Annotated in this window: 23 protein-coding genes; 3 read left to right on the forward strand and 20 right to left on the reverse strand. The window is 70.4% G+C overall.

Annotated elements, in window-relative coordinates:
- The 4 genes from mgtE to FSW06_RS02775 are packed head-to-tail and all read right to left on the reverse strand — an operon-like array spanning position 1 to position 2640.
- Positions 1-1302, reverse strand: coding sequence for a magnesium transporter (mgtE, locus tag FSW06_RS02760; RefSeq protein WP_010118590.1), 1302 nt, complete (start codon positions 1300-1302; stop codon positions 1-3).
- A gap of 6 nt (positions 1303-1308) precedes the next feature.
- Positions 1309-1494 carry a hypothetical protein gene (locus FSW06_RS02765; RefSeq protein ID WP_010118589.1) on the reverse strand — a complete coding sequence of 62 codons (186 nt, stop codon included), beginning with the start codon at positions 1492-1494 and terminating at the stop codon, positions 1309-1311.
- Positions 1495-1533: 39 nt separating this feature from the next.
- Positions 1534-2217: a YceI family protein gene (locus tag FSW06_RS02770; RefSeq protein WP_010118587.1), complete on the reverse strand. Its 684-nt coding sequence runs from the start codon at positions 2215-2217 to the stop codon at positions 1534-1536.
- A gap of 54 nt (positions 2218-2271) precedes the next feature.
- A complete protein-coding gene (locus FSW06_RS02775; RefSeq protein ID WP_040429753.1) occupies positions 2272-2640 on the reverse strand; it encodes a hypothetical protein in 369 nt (122 codons plus the stop codon).
- A 74-nt stretch (positions 2641-2714) separates the two neighbouring features.
- Between FSW06_RS02775 and FSW06_RS02780 the strand changes: the two genes are divergently transcribed.
- A complete protein-coding gene (locus FSW06_RS02780; protein WP_010118583.1) occupies positions 2715-3092 on the forward strand; it encodes an RNA polymerase-binding protein RbpA in 378 nt (125 codons plus the stop codon).
- Positions 3093-3186: 94 nt separating this feature from the next.
- On the opposite strand, the gene FSW06_RS02785 is transcribed toward FSW06_RS02780, so the two are convergent.
- From FSW06_RS02785 to FSW06_RS02795, 3 genes are read right to left on the reverse strand one after another with little or no spacing between them, the layout of a single operon-like run.
- Positions 3187-4008 (reverse strand): polyprenol monophosphomannose synthase, encoded by an 822-nt coding sequence (locus tag FSW06_RS02785; protein ID WP_010118581.1) that lies wholly within the window; start codon positions 4006-4008, stop codon positions 3187-3189.
- Positions 4005-5600 (reverse strand): apolipoprotein N-acyltransferase, encoded by a 1596-nt coding sequence (gene lnt, locus FSW06_RS02790; protein ID WP_139024361.1) that lies wholly within the window; start codon positions 5598-5600, stop codon positions 4005-4007. Before lnt ends, FSW06_RS02785 begins: the two co-directional genes overlap by 4 nt.
- Positions 5597-6067 carry an FxsA family protein gene (locus tag FSW06_RS02795; protein WP_010118579.1) on the reverse strand — a complete coding sequence of 157 codons (471 nt, stop codon included), beginning with the start codon at positions 6065-6067 and terminating at the stop codon, positions 5597-5599. The genes lnt and FSW06_RS02795 overlap by 4 nt, the downstream gene beginning before the upstream one ends.
- Positions 6068-6111: 44 nt before the next feature.
- Here FSW06_RS02795 and FSW06_RS02800 point away from each other — a divergent pair, with 44 nt between their 5' ends.
- Positions 6112-6438: a hypothetical protein gene (locus FSW06_RS02800; protein ID WP_010118578.1), complete on the forward strand. Its 327-nt coding sequence runs from the start codon at positions 6112-6114 to the stop codon at positions 6436-6438.
- Between the two features lie 138 nt (positions 6439-6576).
- Here FSW06_RS02800 and FSW06_RS02805 read toward each other — a convergent pair whose 3' ends face one another.
- The 13 genes from FSW06_RS02805 to FSW06_RS02865 all read right to left on the reverse strand — a co-directional run bounded on the left by FSW06_RS02805 (position 6577) and on the right by FSW06_RS02865 (position 22724).
- Positions 6577-7308: an SDR family NAD(P)-dependent oxidoreductase gene (locus tag FSW06_RS02805; RefSeq protein ID WP_010118577.1), complete on the reverse strand. Its 732-nt coding sequence runs from the start codon at positions 7306-7308 to the stop codon at positions 6577-6579.
- Positions 7305-8441 carry a M24 family metallopeptidase gene (locus FSW06_RS02810; protein WP_010118576.1) on the reverse strand — a complete coding sequence of 379 codons (1137 nt, stop codon included), beginning with the start codon at positions 8439-8441 and terminating at the stop codon, positions 7305-7307. The genes FSW06_RS02805 and FSW06_RS02810 overlap by 4 nt, the downstream gene beginning before the upstream one ends.
- A gap of 31 nt (positions 8442-8472) precedes the next feature.
- Positions 8473-11163 carry a DEAD/DEAH box helicase gene (locus FSW06_RS02815; protein WP_010118575.1) on the reverse strand — a complete coding sequence of 897 codons (2691 nt, stop codon included), beginning with the start codon at positions 11161-11163 and terminating at the stop codon, positions 8473-8475.
- Positions 11150-12085 (reverse strand): twin-arginine translocase subunit TatC, encoded by a 936-nt coding sequence (tatC, locus tag FSW06_RS02820; RefSeq protein WP_010118574.1) that lies wholly within the window; start codon positions 12083-12085, stop codon positions 11150-11152. The genes FSW06_RS02815 and tatC overlap by 14 nt, the downstream gene beginning before the upstream one ends.
- Positions 12086-12186: 101 nt before the next feature.
- Positions 12187-12438 (reverse strand): twin-arginine translocase TatA/TatE family subunit, encoded by a 252-nt coding sequence (gene tatA, locus FSW06_RS02825; protein ID WP_010118572.1) that lies wholly within the window; start codon positions 12436-12438, stop codon positions 12187-12189.
- Positions 12439-12496: 58 nt separating this feature from the next.
- Positions 12497-13549, reverse strand: a complete 1053-nt coding sequence (locus tag FSW06_RS02830; protein ID WP_029448733.1) for a helix-turn-helix transcriptional regulator — start codon at positions 13547-13549, stop codon at positions 12497-12499.
- Positions 13546-14592, reverse strand: coding sequence for a helix-turn-helix transcriptional regulator (locus tag FSW06_RS02835; protein ID WP_029448731.1), 1047 nt, complete (start codon positions 14590-14592; stop codon positions 13546-13548). The genes FSW06_RS02830 and FSW06_RS02835 overlap by 4 nt, the downstream gene beginning before the upstream one ends.
- Positions 14593-14595: 3 nt before the next feature.
- Positions 14596-16059: a Pup--protein ligase gene (gene pafA / locus FSW06_RS02840; RefSeq protein WP_010118570.1), complete on the reverse strand. Its 1464-nt coding sequence runs from the start codon at positions 16057-16059 to the stop codon at positions 14596-14598.
- The gene (locus tag FSW06_RS02845; RefSeq protein WP_010118568.1) at positions 16056-16256 is read right to left on the reverse strand and encodes a ubiquitin-like protein Pup; all 201 of its coding nucleotides are present in this window, start codon (positions 16254-16256) and stop codon (positions 16056-16058) included. Before FSW06_RS02845 ends, pafA begins: the two co-directional genes overlap by 4 nt.
- Positions 16257-16296: 40 nt before the next feature.
- Entirely contained in the window at positions 16297-17823 is a 1527-nt protein-coding gene (gene dop, locus FSW06_RS02850; RefSeq protein ID WP_010118567.1) for a depupylase/deamidase Dop, read from the reverse strand.
- Positions 17820-19454 (reverse strand): proteasome ATPase, encoded by a 1635-nt coding sequence (arc, locus tag FSW06_RS02855; protein WP_010118564.1) that lies wholly within the window; start codon positions 19452-19454, stop codon positions 17820-17822. The genes dop and arc overlap by 4 nt, the downstream gene beginning before the upstream one ends.
- A gap of 109 nt (positions 19455-19563) precedes the next feature.
- Positions 19564-20400: a tRNA (adenine-N1)-methyltransferase gene (locus tag FSW06_RS02860; RefSeq protein WP_010118562.1), complete on the reverse strand. Its 837-nt coding sequence runs from the start codon at positions 20398-20400 to the stop codon at positions 19564-19566.
- A 161-nt stretch (positions 20401-20561) separates the two neighbouring features.
- Positions 20562-22724 carry a thioredoxin domain-containing protein gene (locus FSW06_RS02865; protein ID WP_010118560.1) on the reverse strand — a complete coding sequence of 721 codons (2163 nt, stop codon included), beginning with the start codon at positions 22722-22724 and terminating at the stop codon, positions 20562-20564.
- Positions 22725-22749: 25 nt separating this feature from the next.
- Here FSW06_RS02865 and FSW06_RS02870 point away from each other — a divergent pair, with 25 nt between their 5' ends.
- Complete coding sequence (locus FSW06_RS02870) at positions 22750-23427, forward strand: YoaK family protein (protein WP_010118558.1); 678 nt, start codon at positions 22750-22752, stop codon at positions 23425-23427.
- Positions 23428-23447: the final 20 nt, after the last annotated feature.

The following is a 23447-nucleotide window of genomic DNA, read 5'->3' on the forward strand; positions in this document are numbered from 1 at the left end:
TCAGAGCATACTGGCGAGGATGACCTGGGCGATGGAGAAGTAGATGATCAGGCCGGTGGCGTCCACCAGGGTGGAGACCATCGGGGTGGAGAACACCGCCGGGTCCACGCCCAGCTTCTTCGCCGCCAGCGGGAGCATTCCGCCGACCAGGCAGGCCCAGGTGCAGATGCAGGCGATCGTCAGGCTCATCACCGCACCGATCCGCGGTTCGTAGATCAGCGCGATGAACGGGAAGATCAGCACACCGAGGAACACGCCGAGCATCAGGCCCACCCGGGCCTCCCGCCACAGGACCTTGGCGATGTCCCGCGGTCTCACCTCGTCGACCGCCAGGGCACGGACCACCGAGGACGCCGCCTGGGACCCCGCGTTTCCGCCGGTGCCGGTGATCATCGGCACGAAGGTCGCCAGGACGACCACCTTCGCCAACGTGTCCTCGAAGAAGCTCATGACGTTGATCGTCAGTACGGCGGTGATGATGAGGACGAGCAGCCAGGTACCGCGCTTGCGGGCGATGTCGAAGACCGTGGCGGTGAGGTACGGCTGCTCCAGCGGCTCGGAACCACCGGCACGGTAGGCGTCCTCGGTGGCCTCGTCCTCGAGGATCTCCATCGCGTCATCGACGGTGATCATGCCGAGGAACCGGTTCTCGTCGTCGACGACGGGCAGGGCCAGCAGGTCGGCCTCCTGCACCAGGCGGGCCGCCGCCTCCCGGTCGTCGGTGGCGTTGACCGCGTGGGTCTCCTCGTTCATCATCTCGTCGAGCGGGGTGTCCGCCGGAGAGGTCACGAGCGTCGACAGGTCCACCACGCCGACGAGCCGCCGGGTGTGGTCGGTGACCGCGAGCACCGCGATGTCCCGGTTGCGCAGTTCCCGGCCGCGGAGCTTCTGCAGGGCGGCCTCCCGCGTCGAATCCGAGGAGATGACGGTCGGCACGGGGGTCATGTAGCGCCCGGCGGACTGGTCCGGATAGCCCAGCAGCGTGGAGGTCATCTTCCGACGGTCCTCCGGCAGGCCCGCCAGCATCCGGGCGGCGACCTTCGCCGGCATCTCGTCGAGCAGCCGGGCGCGGTCGTCGTCCGGCAGTTCGAGCACCAGCTCGGCGGACCGGCCCTCCCGCAGTTCGTCGAGCAGCTCCGCCTGGTGGGCGACATCGAGGTACTCGAAGACCTGGGACGCCCGGTCCTTGTCCAGCAGGCGGAACAGCACCGCCTGGTCGGTCGTGTCGAGCCGGGACATCTCGTCGGCGATCTCGACGGTGTTCAGTTCGCCGAGGCTGGCGTGCAGTGCAGTCAGGTCCACGGCGGGTTACTCCATGTACTTCTCGTCGGTGTAGAGCTTCCAGAGCTGCCAGGCGGTGAGTGCGAGGAACGCCGCACACACCGCGATGAAGAGATAACCGACCGCCGACCTCAGGAACAGCAGCAGGATGATGAAGGCGATGAGTGCCGCCAGCCGGATCCACCGGGTGACGACCATGACGTTACGGTCCACGGATCTCCTCAGGTTGTGTCCCCGCTACCCGGGGTTCCTCTACTTCTGCCCGAACACGAGCAACAGGTCGAGGGTACCCTCGTCGGCGATCTGGGACGCCACGAAGGTCGGCGAGTTCAGGTCGTAGTCCGCCCGCACGACCGGCAGATTCCCCTCGACGATGACGTTGTCGCCGGTGCGCAGTGCCTTCACATCGGTCGAGACCGGACGGGTCTTGCCGTGCAGGGTGAGATTGCCGGTGAGCGTGACCTTGCCCGAGGTGCCGTCGTCGGGCAGTGCCGACAGATCGGTCGACTTCGTCACCTCGAACGACGCCTCCGGGTAGGTGTCGGTCTGCAGGATGTGGTTGCGGACGTTGATGTCCCGCTTCTCGATGTCCGAGCTGATCGACGCGACATCGACGGTGATCTTCCCCTCGGTGAGCTTCCCGCCGGTGACGACGAGATCACCGCTCACCCCCTCACCACGTCCGGAGGTGGACTTCCGCTGTCCCGGGAGCACCTCGTCGAAGGTGTAGCCGACCTGGCTGGTGTTCTTCCCGGAGCCGGGGATGACGTCCCAGTGCCCGTCGACGCCGACACTGGCGGCCTGTCCGGAATCATCCGAGATGGACGCGGTCTGCAGTCCGTGGTCACTGAAGAGACGGTAGACCGGTGGCCCGACGAGTCCCAGGGCGAGGGCGACACACGCGATCACGAACAGCGTGACGAGTCCTTTACGCATACCCCCACCCTAACCGTCGGGGGACCGGTCCCCGGCATCGCCCATAACCCGGGGTTACCCCTCCCCTGCCCCGTCTTCGCCGACCCGGCGCCGGATCTTCTCCGCCGTCTTCGCCATCGCCACCAGTTCGGTGCACAGTGCCGCGACCTCGGCGGAGCTCACGGCGTCCGCGTCCTCGGTGACCGCGGTGCGGATGTCCTCGGCGGCGCAGCGCAGCTCGAACAGTGTGTCGGTGAGCTCCTCGGCGGCCCGGCGGGACAGCACCACGACATCGGCCGGCAGACCGGTCCCGGACAGCTGCCGGCGCTGTTCGTAGGCCCGCTGCCGGCACGACTGGCTGCAGTACCGGCGGTGCCGGCCCGACCCGGACTGCACGATCTCCCGCCCGCACCAGGCGCAACGGTCAGGTTTCCTGGCGGGCATGTGGCAGTCCTTCCGGTTCCGGGGTAACATTACAGGGTTGACAGTACGCGAGGGTACGGAAGGAAGAGGTAACGATGGCAGATCGTGTTCTCCGCGGCAGCCGCATGGGGGCCGTCTCCTATGAGACGGACCGTGACCATGACCTGGCTCCCCGCCAGATGGCGAAGTACCAGACGGAGTCCGGCGAGGTGTTCGAGGTCCCCTTCGCCGATGACGCCGAACTCCCGAACGAGTGGATGTGCAAGAACGGGCAGATGGGCAAACTCCTCGAGGGTGAGGGGCAGGACGCCAAGCCCGTCAAGCCGCCGCGCACCCACTGGGACATGCTGCGTGAGCGCCGCTCCCTCGAGGAGCTCGACGAGCTGCTCGACGAGCGCATCGAGCTGCTGCGCAAGCGCCGCCGCTCGGCGATGAAGCTCATGAAGGAACAGCAGGAGTCCGCAGCCAAGTAATACCGGCCAGCTGACCCCGGCCGTCACCGGAACCCGCCGACCGCCCACCCCTGACCCGGGGTGGGAGGTCGGCGGGTTCTCCTGTGTCGGCCGTCTACCGGCGGGCCCGACGGTTCTTCCGGGCCTCCCGCACCGTCTGCACGGCCAGGCCGCCGAACGCGGACACGAGATCCCGGACCTGACGGTAGCGGTGCTCCAGGCCCCACTTCGTCACGACCGCGAGACTGTCCTTGACGAAACTGCCGTCCAGCTTCGACTCGCCGATGACCCGCTCGGTGAAGGTGATCGGCACCTCGCGCACGTCGTAGCCCGCGTCGACGGACCGGCGGGCCAGGTCGACCTGGAAGATGTAGCCGGCATTCGACAGCTCGTCGAGCGGGAGTGCCTCCAGCAGCTCCCGGCGGTACGCCCGGTACCCGGCGGTCATGTCGGACAGGCCGGCGCCGAGTGCGACCGAGATGTAGATGTTGCCCAGCTTCGACAGCAGGTAGCGCTGCCACGGCCAGTTGACGGTCTTGCCGCCGCGGATGTAGCGGGAGCCGATGACGAGGTCGGCACCGTTGTCGACCTCCTCGAGCAGCAGGTGGAGCTGCTCGGGGGCGTGTGAACCGTCGGCGTCCATCTCGCACAGGACGGTGTAGCCGGCGTCCAGCCCCCACTGGAAACCCTTCATGTAGGCGCCGCACAGACCGCCCTTGCCCTCCCGGTGCAGGACGTTGATGTGCCCGTCGGCGGCGGCGAGCTCGTCGGCGAGCTCACCGGTGCCGTCGGGGCTGTTGTCGTCGACGATGAGGATGTCCACGCCGTCGGGCAGCGCATCCCGGACCCGTCCGGTGATGAGCGGGAGGTTCTCCAGCTCGTTGAAGGTCGGGATGATGACCAGCGTTCTGTCGCTGGGCTGTACCGTTGCGCTCATTCTCTTCCTCTTCGTGTGGTCTTCCGGAATCTCATCCCGGCGTAGAGGGCGGCGGCCAGCCCTGCGGCTGAGAGGACCCACTCCCCGACAGCTCCGAGACGTGCGGACAATGTCCTAGTATCCCGCAAAGGTATGTCAGCCTGCAAAAGGCCCTGCCGGAAAATCTCCGTGTCCTGCGTGACAGCCCCGTCCGGGTCGATCATCGCCGAGACACCGGAGGTGGCGGCGACGGTGACGGCACGATCGTACTCGATGGCCCGCATCCGGTTGATGGCCAGCTGCTGGTAGGTCATGTCGGTGTGCCCGAAAGTCGCGTTGTTCGTCGGGCTGGCGAACATCGTCGCGCCGTTGTCGACCGCGTCCCGGTAGGCCCCGTCGAAGGAGACCTCGTAGCAGGTCGCCACGCCCACGACCGGACCGCCGGTGCCCGCGGGGTGCAGGGTGCCGGGGCCGTCACCGGGCTTGTAGTCGCCGGCGAGGTCGACGTAACTGCTCACGTGCCGCAGCAGGTCGCGCAGCGGCATGTACTCGCCGAAGGGCTGCAGGAACTTCTTGACGTGCTGCTCCCCCGGGCCGTCGGTCGGATCCCAGACGACGATGGTGTTGCGGGACCCGACCTCGTCACGGGTGATCGTGCCGACGAGGATGGGGGCCTTGACCGCCTCGGCGGCGGCCTGGATCCGCGTGTAGGCGTCCGGGTTACGGAACGGGTCGACGTCGGAGGCGTTCTCCGGCCACACCACCAGGTCCGGCCGGGCCCGCGTCCCGGCATCGACCTCGTCGGCGAGCTGGCGGGTGACCTGCAGGTGGTTGTTGAGCACCGCCTCGCGCTGGGCGTTGAAGTCGAGACCGAGCCGCGGCACATTGCCCTGCACCGCCGCGACATTGAGCGTGGGGCTGTCGTCCCCGCTGCGCCACACAGGGCTCACCACGGGGATGATCAGGCCGCCGACCAGGGTGACGACCAGGGCAGCTGCCCCGGTGATCCACCGGCGGTGGACCAGGAGGGCGATCCCCAGGCCGGCGACGACGACGGCGTAGGCGACCAGTGCCGGGCCGGCCAGGGTGATCCAGTGCGCGAGCGGGCCACCGACCTGACCCCAGGCGAGCCGGACCCAGCCGAAGCCACCGAAGGGCCAGTTCGCACGGAGCCATTCCACGGCCACGTACCAGGCCGGCACGGCGAGGAACGGCAGGATCCCGCGGGTCCGCCCACCTGCCGCGGAGGCGGACCGCGACCAGGTCAGCAGGGCGGCGAGTCCCAGCCCGAACAGCAGACTGTAGAGGGACTCGACGACCGACAGGCCGAACCAGGCGATTGCGCCGACGTACTCACCCACCCAGGGCAGCAGCAGGAGGTAGCAGGTCAGCCCCTGGACCCAGGACAACCACACCGACCAGCGCCGGGTGGTGCGCGGATCTTTTCCCGCGACGGCCCGGTCAACGGTCCAGAAGAACAGGCCGAAGCCCAGCGGGGCCGCCCACCACAGTCCGGTCGGCTGGTAGGAGGCGTACTGCGCGAGTCCGGCGAAGGCGGCGGCCAGGGTGAGGAGGAGGAACCGGCCCACCGTGCGTCGGTCCGGGCGCCTCACTTGTCGCCGAATTCATCGCCGCGGTGGTCGATGACGTCGCCCCAGCCCCCGGTGGCGTCCCCGGGCCTGCCCGAGCCGGGGCCACCGCCGCCGGGGAACCGCGATCCGAGGGAGACGACCTGCAGGCCGAGGGACTTCCCCACCCGGTGGCCGACGAGGGTCCGCACCGGCGGGATGAGCAGTACCAGTCCGACGACGAAGGAGGCGATACCGGGCACGACCAGCAGACCCGCGGCGATCATCGTCACCGCGATGTCGGCGACGAAGGCGTCCGTCCGGGCGGAGCTGGACCGCTGGCCGGGGCTGCGGCGGCGGACCGCGGCGAGCGCCCGGTGGGCGACAGGCATCCCGACCAGCGGGGTGACCAGGGCGATGAGGACGGCCCATCCGAATCCGATCCACTGTCCGAGGACGATGAACACCGCAATCTCGACGACGAGATAGATCAGGGGGAGGGAGAACAGCATGCGACCATCCTAGCGGGTCACCGGGTCCGCTATGATCTCTGCTCATGACCAGACTCCGTCGCAGCTCCGTCGCCCTCGCCCTCGCCACCACCACCGCCTTCGCCGGTGCCGCGGCCGTCCCCGCCGTCGCGGACACCGCAGCGACGTCGGCGCCCGCGGCGGCCACGGTCGCTGAGGCTCCGGCAGCCTCGGCGGATCTGCCGACCGGCAGCGCCACCGGATCCTCCCCCGCCGCCAACTGCGGCGAGAACGCTCCGGAGGGCGTGACCGGGTCCCTGCAGTGTGCCGCCGCCGTGGGCAGCAGCGCCGGGCTCGCCGCCGTCCTCTTCGGCGCGCTGCGCACCCTCGTCTACAACATCCTCGGGATCTGAGCCGGGGTGGCCCGGCCGGGGCGTCCTGGTTTTTCACACCTCTCCCCCGGCTCCGTCAGCTACTCTGCTGACATCGCCGCAGGTCAACGCGTTCCTGCGGTCCGGGTCGTCCCGGCCCGGGTGTGAAAAACCGGGGATCTACCGCGGGGCGAGCCGCCACAGCGCCCGCGGCACCAGCCGCATCACCGTGGCGACCAGCCCCAGTGCCCGCGGCACCCACACATCGGTCCGGCCCCGTTCCAGCGCGGTGACCACCGCCTCCGCCACGACCTCCGGCGTCGTCGACAGCGGTGCAGGGTCCATCCCCGTCGTCATCCGGCCGATGACGAATCCGGGTCGCACGACCGTCAACGTCACCCCGGTACCGCGGAGCGCATCCTGCATGCCCTGGCAGAACCCGTCGAGGCCCGCCTTCGCCGACCCGTAGACGTAGTTCGGACGCCGCACCCGCGCCCCGGCGATCGACGAGAACGCCACGAGCCGCCCGCTGCCCCGCGCCCTCATCCGGGCCGAGAGTTCGGTGAGCAGCACCGCCTGCGCCGTGAAGTCGGTATGCAGGATCCGCGCCACCTCCCCACCGTCGCGTTCGGCCAGATCCTGGTCGCCCAGGACACCGAAGGCGGCGACGGCGGTGTCGACCGCGCCCCGCGACCAGATATCGTCGAGGACCGCGGCCTGGCCGGCCACGTCCGCGGCATCGAAGAAGACGGTCTCCACGTCGGTCGCACCGGCGGCACGGCAGGCGTCCGCCAGTCCGTCGAGCGCCTCCGGCCGACGCGCGGCGAGCACGACCGCGTTGCCGGCCGCGAGCCGGGTGACGACCTCGCCGCCGATCTCGCTGGTCGCACCGAACAGGGCGATGCGGCTCATGCCTGCGCCCCGGTACCGGCGGCGGTCGACACCAGGTCGTGGGTGGTGACATTGAGCGGTTCACAGCCGGACGCCGTGAGTACGACGATGTCCTCGATCCGCGCACCCCAGTCACCCGGGACGTAGATGCCCGGCTCGATGGAGAAGGCCATGCCCTCGGCCAGCGGCAGCTCATTGCCCGCGATGATGAACGGTTCCTCGTGACCGGACAGGCCGATGCCGTGGCCGGTGCGGTGGGTGTAGTACTCCCCGTAGCCGGCCTCGGCGATCACACCGCGGACGACCGCATCGAGTTCCTGGGCGGTGATGCCCGGCTTCGCGGCGTCCAGTCCGGCCTGCTGTGCCTGCTGCAGCACGGCGTAGGCAGCGAGCCGGTCCGCCCGGTCGTCACCAACCCCGCCGACGACGTAGGTGCGGGTGCAGTCCGAGTGGTAGCCGGTGTCGAGCGTGCCGCCGATGTCGACGACGACGATGTCGCCCTCGGTGATCACCCGGTCGGAGAAGTCGTGGTGCGGGTCGGCGCCGTGCGGTCCGGACCCGACGATGATGAAGTCCACGACCTCATGCTCGACGAGGATGAGGCGTTCCAGGTCGTCAGCGACCTCCCGCTCGGTGCGTCCGGCGCGCAGCAGGCCCGGCACCTGCCGGTGCACGGTGTCGATCGCGCGGCCCGCACGGCGCAGCTCGTCGATCTCGGCGGTGTCCTTGACCATGAACACGTCCCGCAGGACGGCGGTGGCGTTGACCGTGGTCAGGCCGCGGTCCTGCAGCGCGAGCACATGGTTCGCGGGCATCTCGCCGGAGACCGCGACAGTGGCGCCCTCCGGCAGGTCACCGACGGCGAGGGCGAGGGCGTCCTGCCCGTCGTTCCACGGCACGACGGTCACCCCGGCCCGGCCGGGGACACCGTCGCGCAGTGCGCCGGCGTCCACCGAGGGCACGATGACGCGCAGGGAGGTCGGGGTGACCACGAGGGCGGAGAACCGCTCGTGGGTGTCGAGGTCGCTGGCGAGGAGGAAACGCAGGTCGGCGCCGGGGGTGAGCACGGCCGCGTCGATGTGCTGCCGTGTCAGCAGGTCGGCGACGGCGGCCAGCCGGGTGGTGTAGGTCTCGAGGGGGAAAGCGGTTGTCATGGTCCCCCACTGTACGACGTGGGCGGGCCGGTCAGCCCGCGGAGGCCCCCAGCTCCACCACACCGCGGCGGATCGCCGGCACCGCCTTGCGCGAGGCGGCCTTCACCCCGTCCGAGTAACCGGTGTACCGGATCTGCCCGAGCAGGTCGATGACCCGGTTGCACCAGCGCACGAAGTCCCCCGGGGTGAGCTCGGCCCCGCTGGCCTCCGCCGCCCGGATGCAGTACTCCAGCGGAGCCCCGGCGGTCCACTGGTGCAGGGCGGTGACGAAACCGGTCTGCGGCTCCCGGGTCTGCGGCAGACCGTGCCGCTCCTCGTCACTGGTGAGCTCCCGGTGGATGCGCTGGACCGCGTTCACCGCGTCCACGAGCGCCTCAGTGGGTACACCGACATCGGAGCGGTCCTCGGGCCGGGTCTCCTTCCGGTTCTCGAAGACGCAGGTCGAGGCGGCGGCGGCGAGCTCGGCGGGATCGAGACCGTCCCACACACCACGGCGCAGGCACTGGGCGACGAGCAGATCGGACTCGTGGTGGATCCGGGCGAGCTTCTCCCCCTCCTCGGTCACCACGGCGGTCTCCCGGCCCCCGTCGAGTTCCAGGTAGTCCAGCTCGGCGAGCAGGTCGACGATGTGGTCGAAGGTCGCGGACAGGGACTCGGAGTCCGGGGTGAGGGCCTGCTCCTCGAGATCGAGGGTGCGACGCGCGGCGACGACGCGCTCGGCCGGGCGGACCAGCTCCTCCCGCTCGGGCAGGGCGTGCACCGGGTGCATGTGCAGCCGGTCCCGCAGGTCCGCGACCTCCTTCGACCCGCCGCGTGCCTTCGGCCTGATCTTCTTCGGCCGGTCGATGTGCTGGCGCCGCAGGTTGGCGGCCACCGCCCGGGCCTGCCGCTTCGGGGAGCGTTCCACGCCCCGGCCGAGCCGCATGTGGCCGACCTCGACCGGCACATTGCCGAAGGCCTCCGAGGACACCGGGCCGCACCAGCCGTCCTCGGTGATGATCCACGGGCGGGGACGCCGCCGGTTCGAGTCGCCGCGGGCGACGACGGCACACACCGGGTTCTTGCCCGTCGGCAGGGCGATGATGTCGCCGACCTGCAGGGAGGCCAGCAGTGCGGCGGTCTCCTTCTCCCGCTCCTCCCCGGCGTTGCGCCGGGCCTTCCGTTCGGTGACGGACAGTTCCCGGCGCAGCCGCGCGTAGTCGACGATCTCCTCGGGGGTGACGTCGGCGTGGATCTTCTTCAGGGTGCGGGCCAGGTCCTTCTGCAGTCCGGCGAGGTCGCGGCGGCGCTGGGTGAGCCGGGCGGCCTCCTCCACGACGTGGGCGGCGGTCTGGTACTGGGCGAAGGAGCGGTCGAGGATCCGCTGCGAATCCTCGTAGCCGCGGGTGCCGATGAGGTTGACGGCCATGTTGTAGCCGGGCCGGAATGTCGAGTCCAGCGGGTAGGTGCGGGTCTGCGCGAGGTTCGCGACCGCGTACGGGTCGATCCCCGGGCTCCACAGCACGACCGCGTTACCTTCGGTGTCCTTGCCGCGGCGTCCGGCGCGCCCGGTGAGCTGCGTGTACTGGCCCGGGGTGAGGTCGACGTGCGCCTCCCCGTTGAACTTCACCAGCTTCTCGAGCACCACCGACCGGGCGGGCATGTTGATGCCCAGGGCGAGGGTCTCGGTGGCGAAGCAGACCTTGAGCAGTCCGCGGGTGAACAGGTCCTCGACGATGTGGCGGAACGCCGGCAGCATGCCGGCGTGGTGGGCCGCATAGCCGTTGCCCAGGGCCCGGCGCCACTGCCGGAATCCGAGGACGCCCAGGTCCTCGGTGGGGATCTCGTGGACGCCCTCGTCGACGGTGCTGAGGATCTCGTCGCGTTCGTCGTCGGTGGTCAGTCGGATCCGGTCGACGAGCAGCTGCCGCATCGCCGCATCGCAGCCGTTGCGGGAGAAGATGAAGTAGATCGCCGGGAGCATGCCGGCCGCACGCATCCGCATGACGACGTCGGTGCGTTTCGGGCCGCGGCGGCGTCCGGTGTCCTCGGCGTGGCCGGCGGCGTGCAGCAGGGCGCGGTTGACGTAGCCGGGGTCCGGCCGGTCCTGGTCGGCGAACATCGGAAGCATCTGACTGCCGACCATCATGTACTGGTGCAGCGGCACGGGCCGGTGGGTGGTGATGATGAGGTCGGTCTGTCCGCGGACGGTGGTGAGCCAGCCGCCGAACTCCTCGGCGTTGCTCACCGTCGCCGACAGGCTGACGAGGATGACCGACGGATCGAGGTTGAGGATGACCTCCTCCCACACCGGACCGCGGGACGGGTCGGCGAGGAAGTGCACCTCGTCCATGACGACGTGGGTGAGCCGGTCGAGCCGGTCGGAGGTCGCGTAGACCATGTTGCGCAGCACCTCGGTCGTCATGACGACGACGGGGGCGTCCCCGTTGATGCTGACGTCGCCGGTGAGCAGACCGACCTGTTCCTCACCGTAGCGGTCGACGAGGTCGTGGTACTTCTGGTTGCTCAGGGCCTTGATCGGCGTGGTGTAGAAGCAGGCGCCGCCGTCGCGCAGCGCCTGGTGGACGGCGAATTCCCCCACCACGGTCTTACCGGCGCCGGTGGGGGCGCACACCAGGACGCCCCGGCCCGCCGCGATCGCGCGGGCGGCCTCGAGCTGGAAGTCGTCGAGGGGGAAGGGGTAGTCGGCGGCGAAGGCCGCGACCGAATCAGAGGATGTCATCGCTGCTACCGTAGTCGAACGCCCGGTCCGGACCGGCGTCGCGGACCGGTGCGGGTGCGGCGACCCGGTCGGTGGTGACCGGCCGTGCACCGCTGACCGGCTGCGCGGCGGCGATCTGTGAGCCCTCGTCGTCGGCGATCCCGACCGGTGCCCCGTCGGACCCGGACCTGCGTGCCTTCCGCTTGTCGTGGATCCGGGCGATCTGCATGGCGATCTCCATGAGCACGCACAGCGTGACCGCGAGTGCGGACATCGAGAACGGGTCCTGGCCGGGGGTGATGACGGCGGCGAAGATGAACAGTCCGACGATGATGTACCGGCGCTTGTTCTTCATCGCGCTGTAGGGCAGCACCCCGGCGAGGTTCAGCATGACGATGACGAGGGGTACCTCGAAACTCACGCCGAACAGGAGGATGAGGATGAGGACGAAGTTGAAGTAGTCGGTACCCGTCAGGGCGGCGATCTGCGCCTCACTGCCGATCGAGAGCAGGAACTCGAAGGCGAAGATGAGGACGACGTAGGCGAGCACCGCGCCGAGGATGAACAGGGTCGTCGCCGCGGCGACGAAGGTCCGGGTCCAGCGCTTCTCGTTCTTCTTCAGGCCCGGGGTGATGAACCCCCACAGCTGGCCGAGCCAGACCGGGGCGGAGACGACCAGGCCGACGATGCTGCCGAGCTTGAGCCGGAGGATGAACATCTCGAGCGGCGCGGTCGACAGCAGCCGGCATTCCCCGGTCTCGCTGCCGAACCGGAGGTCCGGGTCCAGGGCACAGTAGGGACCCCGGAGGATCTCCCCCAGGCTCGGGACGGGGCCGACGGACACGCCGTACCAGATGAAGCCGAGGATCGTGCCGACGAGCATCGCGGCGAGGGCGACGAGCAGTCGCCGCCGGAGTTCCTTGAGATGCTCGATGAGGGCCATCTCGGCACCGTTCGCGCGGCGCCGACGACGACCGGAACCCGGCAGGTGTACGTGCCGGGTTCTGTTCTGGGGGTTGTCGGAAGTGGTCATCGCGGTGGGGTCTAGGACTCCCCGTTCTTCTCCGCAGTGGACTTCGGGGTGGACTTCGTGGCGTCCGTGACCGTGACGGTCACGTCCGGCTCGTCGGCGGCGGGGATTTCCACGGTCTTGCCGTTCTTGCCGTCCGTCTTGAGCTCATCCATCTCCGACTTGAAGATGCGCATCGACCGTCCGAGGTTCCGGGCCAGCTTCGGCAGCTGGGAGGCGCCGAGGACCAGCACCACCACGAGGATCACGATGAGCCACTCGTTCATCGGGTACTACCTTTCCGTCAGTGCGCCGGTCGAGGAGAACCGGCCGTCGGTTGTCACCCTACGCCAGGTCCCGGTAGGCGGCCAACGCGCGGGACGTGCGGTCTGCCACACGGTCCCGGACCTCGTCGGGCGCCACCGCGGTGATGCCGGACGCGTAGGCGATGAGGAAGCGGTCGAGCCAGGCACCGGTGTCCGGGATGAGGGCGGTCGGTGTCTCCGGGGTGGTGTCCGCCGTCGGCCAGATCTGCAGGTACTCCAGCATCCACGCCGCATCCGGGGTCAGGGTGAGTTCGGCGCCCTGTTCGGCGGCACGCTTCATCCCGAAGGGGTCGTCGGCGGTGATCCGGGGACGCACCCGCGCTGGTGCGGGACGGTCGGTCACGGTGAGCCCGGAGATCCGGGACACCGCGAAACAACGCTGTGCGGCGTCCCCGGTCGGCCGGCCCCACAGGTAGCCCTCCCCCTCGACCAGTCCGACGTGGTCCGGGATGAGGACGCGGTGCCGGCGGGTGTCTGAGGAGGCGGAGACGTAGTCGAACTCCACCTCGTGGCGTCCGGCGACGGCCCGGTTGAGCCGTGCCATCGTGGCCGCGGCAGGGCCCGACGGATCGGGTGTCCCGGCAGAATCACCGGTGCCGCCGGTGTCACCGGGCGCACCCGCGGGGTCGTCCCAGCCTTCCCGCCGGTTGCGGGACTCGCGGAGCAGGCCACGGATCTTCCCGGCGGCGGACGCGACATCCCCGCGCTCCTCCGCCGGCAGCACACTCGCCAGGCGTTCCAGGCAGAACAGCAGGACGCCCGCCTCCGAATCCGTGAGGGAGAACGGGACATCGAGGCCCTGGGCGTCCACGACATCGGCGTGGTTGGCCGACAGGGTGACGTCCACCAGCGAGCCGGCGAGATGGCCGGGCAGGCCGCACTCGGTGGCCTGCAGCAGCTCGTGCTTGAGCTGCGGCACACTCACCCCGAACTGCTCGGCGGCGGCGGTGAGACTGCCGCCCGGGTGACTGCGGAACCAGGCCAGCAGGTTGACCGTGCGGCCGACCTGCCAGGCGGCGTAGTCACGGGTGTTCCGGCGTGGCCGGGTGGGCCGGTCGAAGCGGTCGGTCACGGCTGCTCCCCTCCGTAGACGGTGGCGGCATGGTCCAGCAGGGTGATGACGGCGTCGACGACCTCGGGCGGGTCGAGGACGAGCGCGTCCGGGGCGTAGGCGGCGGCCAGCCGGACCAGACGGTCCCGGTCGACGGGGCCGAGGGTCAGGACCTCCCCGCGGGGGTCGGTCAGCTGCGGTTCCGCCCGGTTGTCCGGATTGTCCGGGGCCGCCAGTGCCCGCAGTTCGTGGGCCCCGTCGGTGGTGAACAGCACCCGTGCGGTGGTCTCGGTGGCCGCGGCCGCCAGCCCCCGGGCGACGAGACTGCGGGGGCTGCCCGCGGGCCGGTCATGGGTGATGAACTGCTGCAGCACCGCGACATCGGTCAGCCGGGACAGCCGGAACGTCCGCTGACCCTCCCGGTCGAGGTCGAAGCCGGTGAGGAACAGTTTGCCGTCCCGGGCGGCCAGCGCCCACGGGTCCATCCGGCGGTCCTGCGGCTCCGCCAGCGGGGTCGGCCAGTACCGGAACCCCAGGGCGAGACCACGGTCGAGTGCCCGGTTGATGGCCTCGACATCCTCGCCCCCGAGATCGAGGGTGTCCGGTACCTCACCGACGACGGGGCTCACCCCTCCGGCGGATTCGCGCTGCCCGGCGGCGGCGAGCTTGCTGAACGCGGAGCGGACCTGCCGGGCCTGACGGTCGGTCAGTGCCCACCGCGAGGCCGCCGTGACGGCGTCCCATTCGCCGGGGGTGAAGGAGATCTCCGGCAGGAAGCTCAGCGAGCGCTCCACCCGGAAACCGGTCTCCGCGTGGTTGTCGTCGTCGTGGATCTCCGTCTCGACGATCCGGATGCCGAGATCCTCGAGAACCTGCCGGTCGCGGCTGAACCGCTTCCGGACGGTGTCCGCACCGTCCCCGTCACCGTAGCCGTCGACATGGTCGGCGATCCAGGACAGCGACCGGGGCATCCGCTGGTTGAGCAGGGCGATCACGAGGTTGAGCAGGCGGCCGGAGGCGTCGTCCCAGTGGACCTCGACCTCGGTGTTGCGGTTGCCGGACACGTCTCACCCCTCCGGCGACGGGGTGGCCGGCGAGTCGTCGAGGATCCGGATGAGATCGTCGACCCCGTCACCGGTGCTGTCGAAGGGGTCCGGCAGCAGCAGTTCGCCGCCGCCGTCCCCGTTGACCTTCAGCCGGGTCCAGTCCACCGTCGTCTGCCGGGCGGAGTGCTCCGCCGCGGCGAGGAACCGGCCCCGCACGGCCGCCCGGGTCGTGGCCGGGGCGGTGGTCGCCGCGGTCGCGACCTCGTCGTCGGTGACGAGGGTGGCGGCCCGGCCGCGGCGGGCGAGCAGGTGGAACAGGCCGCGGTCCGGGTTGATGTCGTGGTAGGTCAGGTCGATCTGGGCGAGCCGGGGATCGGTGATCGCCAGGTCACTGCGGGCGGCGACCGCATCGATGAGCTTCTTCTTGATCACCCAGTCGATCTCGGTGTCCACCGCGGAGAAATCCCCGCTCTCAAAGCCGTCGAGCACCCGGCCCCACAGGTCCACGACCGGGGCGAGCTGCGCGTTCGGCGTGCCGGTGCCCTCCTCCGGGCGGCGGGCCAGCCAGTCGGTCGCCGCCGCGTGGAAGGCGCGCTGGATCTCCAGCGCGGTGACGGTGCCGCCGTGGCGCAGGGTCAGCAGGGCACCACCGGTGAGGTCCCGGGAGATCTCCCGGATCGACCGGATCTCGTTGGCCAGCTCGAAGTCCGGCAGACTGATGCCGGCCTCGATCATCTCGAGGACGAGGACGGCCGAGCCGACCTTCAGCGCGGTGGTCGTCTCCGACATGTTCGAGTCGCCGACGATGATGTGCAGCCGACGGAACCGGGACGAGTCCCCGTGCGGTTCATCGCGGGTGTTGATGATCGGCCGGGACCGGGTCGTCGCCGAGGAGACGCCCTCCCACACATGGTCGGCCCGCTGCGACAGGCAGTAGCCGGGCGCGAAGTTCTCGTTGGGCGCCCCCGCCGTCGGCACACTGATCTTCCCCGCCCCGCAGATCAGCTGACGGGTGACGAGGAACGGCAGCAGCTGGGCGGCGAGCGCCTTGAGCGGGATGTCCCGGCCCACGAGGTAGTTCTCGTGGCAGCCGTAGGAGTTGCCGATCGAGTCGGTGTTGTTCTTGAGCAGGTACACCCGCCCGCCGATCCCGCGCTCGCCGAAGGAGGTCTCGCACCGGGCGGCGAGATCCTGGAAGATCCGCTCCCCCGCCCGGTCGTAGGCGATGAGCTGGTGCAGCGAGTCGCATTCCGCGGTGGCGTACTCCGGGTGCGCCCCGACGTCGAGGTAGACCCGCGAGCCGTTGCGCCAGTAGATGTTGCTGGAGCGCCAGCGTTCCACCACCGGACTGAACAGGTGGCGGGCGACCTCGTCGGGACCGAGCCGACGGTGGCTGTCGAGCACACTGGTGATGCCGAACTCGGTCTCCAGCCCCATGATCCGGCGGGTGTACAGCGGAGTGGCCGGGCCCGTCACCGTGCTCACTCGCCGCCCTTCTGCACGTAGGACTTCACGAACTCCTCGGCGTTGGATTCCAGCAGGCCGTCGATCTCGTCGAGCAGGTCGTCGGTGCCGCTGACCTTCAGCTGGTCCTGGCCGGACGCCGTGACCCCGGTGTCCGGTTCCCCGGATCCACCGTGGCCGTGCCCGCCGTGGACCTGTCCCTGTCCGCCGCTCGTCATCGTCGTCTCCGTTCCTGTGGGCGTCGTTTCCCTGTCAAGGCTAGTCCATGCCGGCGACACATCCGGGCAGGGCACGGTCGAGGACGGCCACCAGCTCCCCCGCGTCCGTCACCCCCGCCAACTGTCCCTCCAGCTGGCCGGCGGTCGCCGCGGCCGGGTCCGGCAGGCTCACCCGGGTCGTGGTGGACCCGTGGAACGGCGCGTCGAGCACCAGGGCGTCCCAGTTCGCGGCGAGGAGGGCGTCCGGGAACCGGCGGGCGACCTCACCGCGCAGCCAGGCGCGCGTGTCCCGCGGCGGGGTGGCGACCGCGGCCGCGACCGCCTCCGCCGGGACGAGGGTGCGCATCCGGCCCTTGCGGACCAGGGCGTTGTACAGGCCCTTCGCCGGATCGATGTCGTGGTACTGGATGTCGATGACCGCCAGCCGCGGATCCCCCCACGCCAGGCCGCGCGCCCGGTAGGCGTTGAGCAGGGCGAGCTTCGCCGACCAGTCCAGCCGGTCGGCGGTGCTCGCCGGGTCGCGGTCCAGGTCGTCGAGGATCTCCCCCCACAGTTCCAGGACGAGCTCGTCGTGGCCCACCCGGTCGGCGGCGGGGACCGCCTCGGCGACGCGCCGGCGGATCTCCCGCTGCAGCTGCACCGCGGTCATCTCCCGGTTGCCGTACAGCCGGAGCGGGCGGGTGCAGGCCAGGTCGCGGGAGACCTCCCGGACCGCCTCGACCGGGGCGTGGAGGGCCAGGTCGGAGAAGTCCGCCCCCACCCCGACCGCGTCGAGGACCAGGGCGGTGGTGCCCAGTTTGAGGAAGGTGGCGTACTCCGACAGGTTCGCGTCGCCGACGATGACGTGCATCCGGGCCCAGGTCTCCCCCGAGTGCGGTTCATCGCGGGTGTTGATGATGCCCCGGTTCAGCGTCGTCTCCAGGGAGACGGTGGTCTCGATGTAGTCGGCGCGCTGACTGATCTGGAAACCGTGGTCCTGCCCGGTCTCCCCCAGCCCGACCCGGCCCGCCCCGGTGTAGACCTGCCGGGTGACGAAGTGGACCGTCAGTGCGGCCTGCACCGCCTCAGCGTCGTAGGAGCGGGGGTAGAGGTAGTTCTCGTGGGCACCGTAGGAGGCGCCCTTGCCGTCGACGTTGTTCTTGTGGATCTGCAGTCGCGGCTGCCCCTCGACCTCGCCGGCGGCCTGCGCGGCGGCGTGCATGACCTGCTCCCCGGCCTTGTCCCAGATCACCGCGTCCCAGGCGTCCGTGGTCTCCGGGGAGGAGTACTCGGGGTGGGCGTGGTCGACGTAGAACCGGGCACCGGAGGTCGTCACCACGTTCGCGTTGCCCGGGGTGTTCGGGTCGATGACCGGTGCACTGCGGTAGCGGCGCAGGTCGAATCCGCGCAGGTCACGCAGCGGGGACTCGGCGGCATAGTCCCAGCGGGTCCGCCGGTTCACGCCCAGCCCGCTCACCGCGGCATAGGCGATGACGGCCTGGGTGGAGGTCTCGATGGGGCTCAGCGTCGGCTCGTCGGGGGCGATGATGCCGAACTCGGTCTCGGTGCCGAGGATGCGGCGGGTCATGCGGTCACCCCTGCCGAACCGGCAGAGTCGGTCGAGTCGGTCGGGTCGCCGGCATGCAGCGTGATGTCCACGACCCGCTTCGAACTGTGGCCGGAGATCCGGGCCCATTCGCCCGGGTTGGTGGTGTCCGGCAGATCGTCGTTGTCGTGGCACTCCTCGGCCACCGCCCGGTCGACGTGGGCGGTGGTGATGCCGCCGACCTCCCCGCGCAGGGCGTCCTTGATGGCGAACTTCTTCGCCCGGTCGACGATGTTGGCGAGCATCGCGCCGGAGGCGAAGTCACCGTAGTACAGGTCACTGTGGCCGCCGTCGGCGTAGTGCAGGGTGAGGAACGGCCGGTCGTGGGAGTACAGGTCGTCGACGATGCGGGTCCGCAGCTGCGCCGCCGTGGCGGAGGCGTCCAGCGGCAGGTCGTCGGTGAGGTACTTGCCGAGGATGTCGAGTGCGGCGGCCCGGTCGGGGCGCTCCACCCGGATCTTCACGTCGAGGCGTCCGGGGCGCAGGATCGCCGGGTCGATGAGTTCCTCCCGGTTGGAGGCGCCGATGACGATGACGTTGCGCAGCCCCTCCACCCCGTCGATCTCGGCGAGCAGCTGCGGCACCACGGTGGACTCCACATCGGAGGAGACCCCCGTGCCGCGGGTCCGGAAAATGGCCTCCATCTCGTCGAAGAAGACGATGACCGGATGACCGGCCGAGGCGATCTTGCGGGCGCGCTCGAAGATCAGCCGGATCTGCCGCTCGGTCTCGCCGACGAACTTGTTGAGCAGTTCCGGGCCCTTGATGTTGAGGAAGTAGGAGCGGTTGTGCGCCGCGTCCGCCCCGCCCTCGGCCTGGATCCGCTTCGACAGGGAGGACGCCACAGCCTTGGCGATGAGCGTCTTACCGCACCCGGGCGGGCCGTAGAGCAGGACGCCCTTCGGCGGCAGCAGGCCGTAGTTCCGGTACAGGTCGGGGTGCAGGAACGGCAGTTCGACCGCGTCATGGAGCTGTTCGATCTGGTCGGTCAGCCCGCCGATGTCGGCGTAGGAGACGTCCGGCACCTCCTCGAGCACGAGGTTCTCCACCTCGGCGCGGGTGATGACCTCGAAGGCGTACCCGGCGCGCCGGTCCACCACGACACTGTCCCCGGGACCGACCTGCTCGGCGGCGAGGTCGTCGGTGAGGGCGCCGGCGCACTTCATGAGGGTCTCCTCGCCGAGCTTGTCGGCGACGACGATGCGGTCGGCGTCCACGACCTCGACGACGGTGGCGATGTCGCCGGAGTCGGTGTAGCCGCACACCTCGACGACCTGCTGGCCCTCACCGAGCCGGACGAGGGTGCCGGGCTGCAGGTCGGAGCGGTTGACGAAGGGGCTGACCATCAGCCGCATGCGGCGTCCGGCGGTGTGGACCTCGGCGGTGGCGGCGTCCTCCGCGATCTCGAGGAGCACACCGTAGGTGCTGGGGGGTTCGGCGAGGGCCTCGAGCCGGCCGTTGAGGTCGTCGAGCTTGTCCCGGCTGGCCCTGAGCAGCTCCGTGAGCTTGGCGTTCCGGGTGCCGAGGGTCCGGTTGGCCAGCTGCAGCTGGCGGTAGGACTCGGGACCGGAGTCCACGTGGGGATGTGTGTCGTTCGCCGCACCGTTGGTCATGACCCCACTCTACAAGCCAGGTGAGGCTGTGTTCGTGGTCCCCTGGGTCCGGGGTCACCCCGGGGTTGCCCCAGGGTTGCCCCGGGGCTGTTTCCCGGCTACTTCCCGGCTACTTCCGGGCGCGACGCTGCGGTTTCGGTGCCACGGTCCCGTCGGCCAGGCGGCGGGCCCAGACGAGGAAGGCGGTGTGGGCGTTCATGCGGTGTTCGGGACGGGTCGCCAGCCCCTCGACCTTCCACTCCCGCACGAGGGACTCCCACGCCTTGGGCTCGGTGAAGCAGTGGAGCTCACGGATGCCCTCCATGACCTTCATCAGCTGCGGGACGGTGGCCACGTAGGTCATGAAGACGCCGCCGGGGATGAGCAGGTCGCGGACGGTCTCCAGGCACTCCCAAGGGGCGAGCATGTCGAGGATGACGCGGTCGACCGGGCCGTCGGTGTCCTCGACGGTGACGTCCTTGAGGTCGCCGAGCCGCAGATCCCAGTTGTCGGGGTGGCCGCCCATGTACTCGGTGACGTTGTCCTCGGCGTACTGCAGGTGGTCCTCGCGGACCTCGTAGGAGATGAGCCGGCCGTGTTCACCCACGGCACGCAGCAGGGTCATCGACAGGGCCCCGGATCCGGCGCCGGCCTCCAGGACCTTCGCGCCGGGGAAGATGTCGCCCTCGACGAGGATCTGCGCCGAGTCCTTCGGGTAGATCACCGCCGCGCCGCGGGGCATGGAGAGCACGTGGTCGACGAGCAGGTGGCGGAAGCACAGGTATTCGCCGCCGACGTGGGAGGTGACGACGGTGCCCTCATCCCTGCCGATGATGTCGTCGTGCTTGATCTCCCCCTTGTGGGTGAAGTAGCTGCCCCCCGATTCCAGGGTGATGGTGTAGTGGCGGCGCTTGGCGTCGGTGAGCTGGACCCGGTCACCGGGCTGGAACGGACCGGAGTAGGCCACGGGGTTCCCCTTTGCGGTTGGACTGTCGCTGAACCCGGACAGTCTAGTGCAGGGCCCCGGGCTTCCCGGCCCCGGATGTCCGCATCACGCGCCGTGGGGATGGTGGCGGCACCTCGCCACCATCCTCACGTCGCGCGATGCCGACGCCGCCGGGGCCGGATTCAGGGTAACGGCTGCGCCACGCCGCACACCCCGGCGCGGCAGATCTGCGCCACCGCGCTCTCTGCGCTCTCTGCGCCACCGGGGGCCTCGCCGACGAGTTCCGCCCCGTCCTCGACACGGACGATGAGCGCGGATGTCCCCAGCTCCGCCCGGAGCTCGCTGATCTGCTCGTCGGACGCCCCGCGCACCGTGGCGGTCACCGGGCCGGCCAGATGGGCGGTGAGGGCGCACAGCCAACCGCCGGCGGAGGGCAGGTGGCGTTCGATCACGGCGGTGTGGGCGTCGAGGATGCGGCGGGCCTCCGCACTCCACCGGCCGCCGAGAGTCCGCAGGTCGGCATCCCCGGAGGCACCCGCACGGGCACCGGCGTAACTCAGCGCCTCGGCGAGCACGCCGACCGCGGCCGGGGTGGCACCGTCGTAGGGCTCCCGGGGCCGGACGCCGGTCCCGCCGACACTGTCCGCACCGTCGTACCAGGTGCCCCGGTGCCCGTCGCCGGTGCGGGAGAAGACCAGCTGGATGTAGCGGATGAGTTCGCTGACCCGCCCGGCAAGGACAGTGCTGTCCTCCCTGCCGTCGTCGCTGCCGTCATCCCCGCCGCATTCCCAGGCGCGCACCAGGGCCAGCAGCAGCCAGGCGCAGTCCTCCAGGGTGCCCGGGGACGCCGGCTCCCCCGTGCAGCGCACCACGTCGAGGACGGTGCCGTCGTCGTCGGTGAGCACCGCATGGTCCCACAGTCGGGCGGTGACCGCCGGACCGGCGGAGTCCGACGACCCGGTCAGGGGAGCCGCGGCCTCGGTCAGCGCCACCGCGGCCATGGCGTTCCACGCGGTGACGGTCTTGTCGTCGACGGCGGGGCGCGGCCGCTCCCGGCGGGCTGCGAGCAGCGCCTTGCGCACCCGGTGCATCCGCAGGTTCTCGGCGGCCCCGCCGTCACCACCGGTCTTCCAGTCGTCGATGATGCCGCGGGCCTCCCACGGCAGGGCCTCGTTGGCGGCCAGGTCCTCGCCACGTTCCCCGTCGCTGTAGCCCACGTCCCGGCGGTAGGTCAGCACCGAGCGGCCGTCGATGTCACCGTCGTCGGTGACCCCGAAGGCGGCCATGGCGTAGCGGGCGTCGCTCTCAGCCTCCGCCGGTTCCCGGCGCAGCTCCTCGGGCATCCGCGTGCGCCACGCCTCCATGGCCTCGCGGACCTGCTGCGGAGTCCACGTGTAGGTCAGCCCCTCCACCCCGTCGGTGTCGGCGTCCAGTCCGCTGGCGAACAGCCCGTCCGTCGTCCCCAGGTCGTCGGTGAAGAAGGCGACGGTCTTCTCGGCGGCACGGCGGACCAGCAGGTCCGCCGGCCGGTCGGCGAGGTAGGCGGCCATGGCCCGCAGCAACAGGGCATTGTCGTAGAGGGTCTTCTCGAAGTGCGGGACCTGCCAGGCGGCGTCCACGCAGTAGCGGTGGAACCCGCCGCCGAGCTGGTCGTACAGGCCGCCGCGCAGCATCGCGTGCAGGGTCTCCCGGACCCGGTCGGTCTCCCCGGCGCGCACCAGCCCCAGCAGTGCGGCACTCGGCGGGAAGGTCGGTGCGCCCTCGACCACGCCAGCCCCGGCCCCGACGATCCGCGCCGGGAGACCTGTCGTGGCGTCCTGCGCCGCCCAGGAGGCGCTCCCCCGGTCCTCCTCGGCGGCGGCGGACAGGGCGGCGGTCAGTTTCCCGGCGATGCCGTCCACCTGTGCCCGGTCGGTGGTCCAGACCCGGGTGAGGGCGGTGAGCAGCTGGCGGAGCTGGTCGCGGCGGAAGAAGGTGCCGGCGAAGAACGGCCGGCCGTCGGCGTCGGTGACCACGGTCATCGGCCAGCCGCCCTGCCCGGTGAGCGCCTGGGTGGCCTGCAGGTAGACCGCGTCGACCCCCGGCAGCTGCTCCCGGTCGACCTTGACGGGCACGTAGCCGGCGTTGATCTGTGCGGCGGTCGCCGGGTCGGTGAAGCTGTCGGCGGCCATGACGTGGCACCAGTGGCAGGTGGCGTAGCCGATCGAGAGGAACACCGGGACGTCCCGGCGGCGGGCTTCGGCGAAGGCGTCGGCCCCCCACGGCCACCAGTCGACCGGATTGTCGGCGTGCTGGCGCAGGTACGGCGAGGAGGAGTCGGCGAGGCGGTTCAGCGGCTGGGTCATGGCGTCCACGGTAACCTGTGCTGTCGTGCACAACTACCGTCGTGGTGAGCAGCTGCTCGCCGTCGCCCTCACCGTCCTGGCAGGTTTCGTCGATTCCGTCGGCTTCCTGTACCTGGGTGGCGTGTTCCTGTCGTTCATGTCCGGCAACACGACCCGCTTCGCGACCGCCGCCGTCGAGGGCGACACCCATCTCGCCTGGTTGGCGGGCAGCTGCCTGATCCTCTTCCTCGTCGGGGTCGTCTGGGGCGCACTGATCCACCGGCTGACCCGCCGCCGCTACGACCTCACCCGGGCCCGGGAGGTGGTGCTGTTCACCGTCGCCGGACTGTTCCTGCTCTCCTCACTGCTCGTCGCGGTCGGGGTGGAACGGGCGGCACTGCTGGTGCTGTCGGTGGGCATCGGTGCGCTCAACAGTGTCTTCGAGCGCGACGGGGAGGTCTCGATCCCGCTGACGTACATGACCGGCACCCTGGTGAAGATGGGGCAGCGACTGGTGGACGCGTTCTTCGGCGGCAGTCACGCCCGGTGGATCCACCATTTCGTGCTGTGGCTCGGGCTCGCGACCGGTGCGGTGCTCGGCGCCCTGACCTTCGACGCGGTGGGGATCAGCACCGTCTATGTCATCGCCGGGTACACGCTGGTCGTCGCGACGGTGAACCTCGTCGTCCGGGAGCGCCGGCGCCGCCTGGGGCTGCCGCTGTGACGTGGCGGACGGTGACTACA

Source organism: Corynebacterium nuruki S6-4 (assembly GCF_007970465.1).
Classification (GTDB): domain Bacteria; phylum Actinomycetota; class Actinomycetes; order Mycobacteriales; family Mycobacteriaceae; genus Corynebacterium; species Corynebacterium nuruki.